This is a genomic window from Komagataeibacter kakiaceti JCM 25156, from assembly GCF_000613305.1.
Window position 1 is genome coordinate 1 of the sequence record NZ_BAIO01000164.1, and the last position, 4,617, is coordinate 4,617.

General features: G+C 64.1%; 4 protein-coding genes, 1 tRNA gene and 2 pseudogenes. 3 read left to right on the top strand and 4 right to left on the bottom strand.

What is annotated here, in order from left to right; genetic code table 11:
- Together JCM25156_RS23185 and JCM25156_RS09665 are read right to left on the bottom strand one after the other, a co-directional pair.
- On the bottom strand, positions 1-255 hold a 255-nt coding region (locus JCM25156_RS23185), incomplete at its 3' end, for an oxidoreductase (protein ID WP_034959198.1).
- Between the two features lie 147 nt (positions 256-402).
- A tRNA-Asp gene (locus tag JCM25156_RS09665) sits at positions 403-479 on the bottom strand.
- A gap of 225 nt (positions 480-704) precedes the next feature.
- On the opposite strand from JCM25156_RS09665, the pseudogene JCM25156_RS23190 reads away from it, so the two are divergent.
- The 3 genes and pseudogenes from JCM25156_RS23190 to JCM25156_RS09685 all read left to right on the top strand — a co-directional run bounded on the left by JCM25156_RS23190 (position 705) and on the right by JCM25156_RS09685 (position 2,570).
- Positions 705-1,639 (top strand): annotated as a pseudogene (locus JCM25156_RS23190) (hydrogen peroxide-inducible genes activator).
- A 98-nt stretch (positions 1,640-1,737) separates the two neighbouring features.
- Positions 1,738-1,878: a type B 50S ribosomal protein L36 gene (gene ykgO, locus JCM25156_RS09680; protein WP_025812913.1), complete on the top strand. Its 141-nt coding sequence runs from the start codon at positions 1,738-1,740 to the stop codon at positions 1,876-1,878.
- A gap of 149 nt (positions 1,879-2,027) precedes the next feature.
- Positions 2,028-2,570 carry a tetratricopeptide repeat protein gene (locus JCM25156_RS09685; RefSeq protein WP_242402582.1) on the top strand — a complete coding sequence of 181 codons (543 nt, stop codon included), beginning with the start codon at positions 2,028-2,030 and terminating at the stop codon, positions 2,568-2,570.
- Between the two features lie 256 nt (positions 2,571-2,826).
- Here the strand turns inward: JCM25156_RS09685 and JCM25156_RS09690 are convergent, their stop codons facing one another.
- Positions 2,827-3,789 carry a peptidoglycan -binding protein gene (locus tag JCM25156_RS09690; RefSeq protein ID WP_025812916.1) on the bottom strand — a complete coding sequence of 321 codons (963 nt, stop codon included), beginning with the start codon at positions 3,787-3,789 and terminating at the stop codon, positions 2,827-2,829.
- A gap of 21 nt (positions 3,790-3,810) precedes the next feature.
- Positions 3,811-4,617, bottom strand: a pseudogene (locus JCM25156_RS23195) (flagellar motor protein MotA); the annotation flags it as partial.

Consider the following 4,617-nt stretch of genomic DNA (forward strand, 5'->3'; position numbering starts at 1 on the left):
CAGCGGGCGGAAGGCTTCGGCCTGCGCATCGTTCCACAGGCCCAGACAGCCCGGCGTGATCCGCCCCTCGGGCGAGACGGCCGTGGCCTCGACCACCACCAGCCCGGCGCCACCACGGGCAAGGGTGGGGTAATGGACGGCGTGCCAGTCATTTACCATGCCATCGACCGCCATGTACTGACACATGGGGGAAACCGCGATGCGGTTGCGCAGGGTCTCGCCCTTGAGCGTATAGGGGGTAAAGAGATCAGTCATTCTTGGTATCCGTTCACCGGGAATAGTCATACAGACTGATCTCATGGCCCGGATGACGCAATGCGTGCAGGCATGCATGGACCGCACGGAGCCATCACGACTTCTGCACGGCACGGAATGGATATGTAGGGGAAAGGCACCGTAAAATGGCGCGAGTGACGGGGCTCGAACCCGCGACCTCCGGCGTGACAGGCCGGCGCTCTAACCAACTGAGCTACACCCGCATCCGCTGCCGCCCCGTGGGGCTGCAACCGTTCGGTGAAAGGGCAAATAACAGGCTGCTTCCGTCATGGCAACAGGGCAGGCGAAAAAAAACGTCATGACGGGGCGGTTCGGCATGTTTTTGGGTGGATGGGCCTTCGGGGAAGGAAAAATTTCCACCCGCCCACAGGTGGCGGCAGCGCTGTCATGTGGATAAATAATTCATCTGTTCCTGATCGGATATGACGATGATTCCGATGCCCTCCGCCCAACAGCTCCGCTATCTCGTCACCCTGGCCGAACTGCGCCACTTCGGGCGCGCGGCGCGGGCCTGTGCCGTGACCCAGTCCACGCTTTCCGCCGGGATACTGGCGCTTGAGCGCCAGATGGGCGTGAAACTGCTGGACCGTGACGTGGGCAAGCAGGTCGTGTTCACCCCGCTGGGCGCGCAGGTGCTGGCGCAGGCGCGGATCGCGCTGGATGCATTGCAGGGCGTGGTGGATATGGCCGTGGCCGCGCATGAACCGATGAGTGGCCTGCTGCGTCTTGGCGTCATTCCCACCATCGGGCCGTTTGTCATGCCATCGCTGGTGCGGCGGCTGCCACAGGCCTATCCGCGCCTGCGCCTGTCGCTCAATGAGGACGTGACCCGGAACCTATTGGAAAAGCTGGCGCTGGGCAGGCTTGACCTCGTGCTGCTGGCCATGCCGTGCGACTGCGCGGAGAGCGAGACGCTGCCCCTGTGGCGCGATCCTCTGGTGCTGGTCATGCCGCGTGACCACCCGCTGGCGGCCCTGCCGAAGTGCCTGTCCGCCGTTTCGTGCATGAACGCATGATCATGCTGGAAGATGGCCACTGCCTGCGTGACCAGACGCTGGCCCTATGCCGGCAGGTGCATGGATGGACCCAGCCGCATGACGGGGCCATCTGCGCCGTGACCTCCCTCTACACCATGGTGGAGATGGTGGCCGCAGGCATGGGGCTTGCCCTGCTGCCGCAACTGGCGGTCGATTCCCCGCTGCTGGACGGGCAGCGCGTGGTGGCGCGCCCCGTGGGCGGGGCGCAGGCCTGGCGCACCATCGGGCTGGCCTGGCGGCCACGTTCACCGCGCATGGCAGATTTCCACGCCCTTGCCCCGTTTTTCATGCCCCCGACCGTGGCGCAGGGGAATTCCGTGGCCTAAATGGCCCCAGAATCCGGCCATGGAGTTGACTCATGGCGCAGGGAAGGGTATTCGGGCGCCTCTTTGGCGGTATTCCGCCGCTAGTCGAGGGTCGGATCATGAAAATCAGAAACAGCCTGAAATCGGCCAAGGTTCGCGACAAGGACTGCCGCGTGGTCCGTCGTCGGGGCAAGGTCTATGTCATCAACAAGAAGAACCCGCGCATGAAGGCCCGTCAGCTGATTGCCGGACGGCCTTGACCGTCAGCGTTTTTCCTGAACAGCCGCGAAGCCGCGCAGGCAGGTTTTTCATAACCTGCGTCCGTGGCTTTTCGTGCGTACCCCTGTCTGTTATCACGGCTCTGGTCATTACGCCACCGGCACGGGCGCAGGCCCCCGATCACCATGGGGTGGATCAGCATGCGGGGCCGCCAGCGGGCGGCTCCCCCCATGCCGGACGCCGGGACGCGGCCGCGCCCACGATTGCGGAACTGGAAACCGAACTGTCCCATGCCGCCACCGTAAACGGCGCGCATGACCTGATGGGCCGGATCGAACAGTTGCGCATGAAGGATCTGGCCCCCACCACCAGCCTGCTGTTACGCCGCGCGCAGGATGACCTGGACGCCCAGCGCCCGCTGGACGCCGTGCAGGACATGGATGACGCGCTGCTGCTCCAGCCCGATATGGAAGTGCTGTGGCGCAACCGCGCGCAGGCAAGACTGGCCGCCGCCAACCCCGATGGCGCGGTGGCTGATCTGGGTGTGGCGCTGCATCATGACGGGCGTGATCTCACCGCGTGGAAAATCCTTGTCAATGTCGAGGGCGTGCGCGGTGACTGGCAGGCGGCGTGGAAGGCATGGCAGCATGTGCTGCAACTTGACCCGACAACGCCCGATGCCGCGCATGAAACAGAGCGCCTGCGCCTCAAGGCCTTTGGCCAGCCGACCTGAGTGTTGTCCCCACGGTGGGGATGCGGAAAGCTTTCTGAAAAACTTCCTTATGATGCGCGGATTTTTTCCCGCATCCAGACCCTTGGTGGTGAGCCTTTCCCCCGCCAGCAGGATTGCGGGCGGGGCAGGCTGGGCCTAAAGGCTGTTTGAAAAGCCAGCCCACGAAATGCCCTGTAATCATGGGGAAGCTTCAGGGAACGCCGCCCTTGTTCAAAAAGGCGGTACCCAAAAACTTGTATTGTTTTCAAACAGATTTTTAGCGGTCGGTCAGGCGGAATTCGATGCGCCGGTTACGCGCAAAGGCTTCGGGCGTGGTGCCGGGGTCGAGCGGCTGGTAATCGGAAAAGCCGGTCGCGGCGAGATGGCGCGGGCTGATCCCGTCGGAAATCAGCAGCTTGACCACGGTAATGGCGCGGGCGGAGGACAGTTCCCAGTTACTGGGAAAGGCGGAATGGATCGGCTGGCGGTCGGCATGTCCATCCACGCGCAGGATCCACGGCACATCGGATGGAATCTGCTGGGCGACCTGCTTCAGCGTGCCTGCGAGGATGCCGATTTCCTTTATGCCTTCGGGTGAGAGTTCGGCCCCGCCGGGGGGGAACAGCACCTCGCTCTGGAATACGAAGCGGTCACCGACAATCTGCACCCCCTTGTGGTTCTGCATCACGTCGCGCAGCCGCCCGAAGAATTCGGAGCGGTAATGCTGCAGCTGCTCCACCTTTTCAGCCAGCGCCACGTTGAGCTGGAGGCCGAGATCGTCAATCTTCCGGTCGCGGTCATGCACCTCGTTTTCCGTAATTTCCAGCGCGCCCGCAATGGCGCTGAGCTGCTGGCGGAGCTGGGCCACCTGCTCGTCCAGCGCGGTGGCATGGGCCTGCGCGCTGTCGCGCTCGGTGGTCTGCTGGTTAAGCTGCGCGGTCAGGGATGTCGCCGTGGCCACATCCGCCTCATGCGCCTTGTGCAGGGTCGCGACTTCATGCTGCAGCGCGCTGGTATGGCTGCGCTCCAGCGAGAGCATCTGGCCCAGCCTGACCACCTCATGCTCAAGCTGGGTCAGCGCCTGCTGGCGCTTGTTCAGCGCCACGGACAGGAAAGCCTGCCCCAGCACGAAAACAAGCAGCACGAAGATGATGACCATCAGCAGCGTGGACAGCGCATCGACATAGCCGGGCCAGGCATTCAGTTCGGAACGGATCGAGCGACGGGAGCGGCGCGCCATGGGGTGAACCTTATATACGGATCAGGGGGCGGAATGGTTCGTTCCGGGGGCGCTCGCGGCAATGGTGCGCGCAAGCAGGCGCAGGTCGCTGCGGATATCGGTCGCCATCTGTTCCCGACCGGCGGCGGATTCCTGCACCAGACGCGCCAGCAGGGATTCGATCCCCTGCAGATGGTCATCGCCACGGCTGTCGGCCATCTGGCCAGGCGGTCGTTCAGCGCGGTCAGCAGGCGCTGTTCCTGTGCGCGGATTTCCTCGCTGCGGCCAAGAAGGATCTGGAGCTTTTCCATGTTCTCGGCGGTCTGTTCCAGCAACGCCTGCACATAGGCCGGAACGCTGGCGTCGGTGCCGCCAACCTGAAGCCCGCTGGCCGAAAGCCGGGTGATGCTGGCCAGCCATTCCTCCAGTTCGTTGAAAAAGCGGGTCTGGGCCTGCCCGGCGGTCAGGTCCAGAAAACCCAGCACCAGCGCGCCCGCCAGACCGAACATGGAGCCCGAAAACGCCGTGCCCATGCCGTGCAGCGGCCCGGCAAGGCCGGATTTGAGCTGGTCGAACATGACATTCATGTCCCCGCTGCCAACCGTCATGTTTCCGATCACATCGGCAATGGAGCCAACGGTCAGCAGCAGCCCGTAAAAGGTGCCGAGCAGGCCAAGGAAGATCAGCAGCCCGGTCAGGTAGCGCGAAAGTTCACGCCCCTCGTCCAGCCGGGCGGAGAGACTGTCGAGCAGCGACTGCATGACCGGGGCGGACAGCGTCAGCCTGCGTCCCTTCTCGTGCGTCGCCAGCATGGAGGCCATGGGGGCGAGCAGGCGCGGCGGCGGCGGG

Excerpts from the sequence above, each read along its gene's own strand:
- ykgO (WP_025812913.1), top strand. The coding sequence starts at position 1,738 with ATGAAAATCAGAAACAGCCTGAAATCGGCCAAGGTTCGCGACAAGGAC.
- JCM25156_RS09690 (WP_025812916.1), bottom strand. The coding sequence starts at position 3,789 with ATGGCGCGCCGCTCCCGTCGCTCGATCCGTTCCGAACTGAATGCCTGG.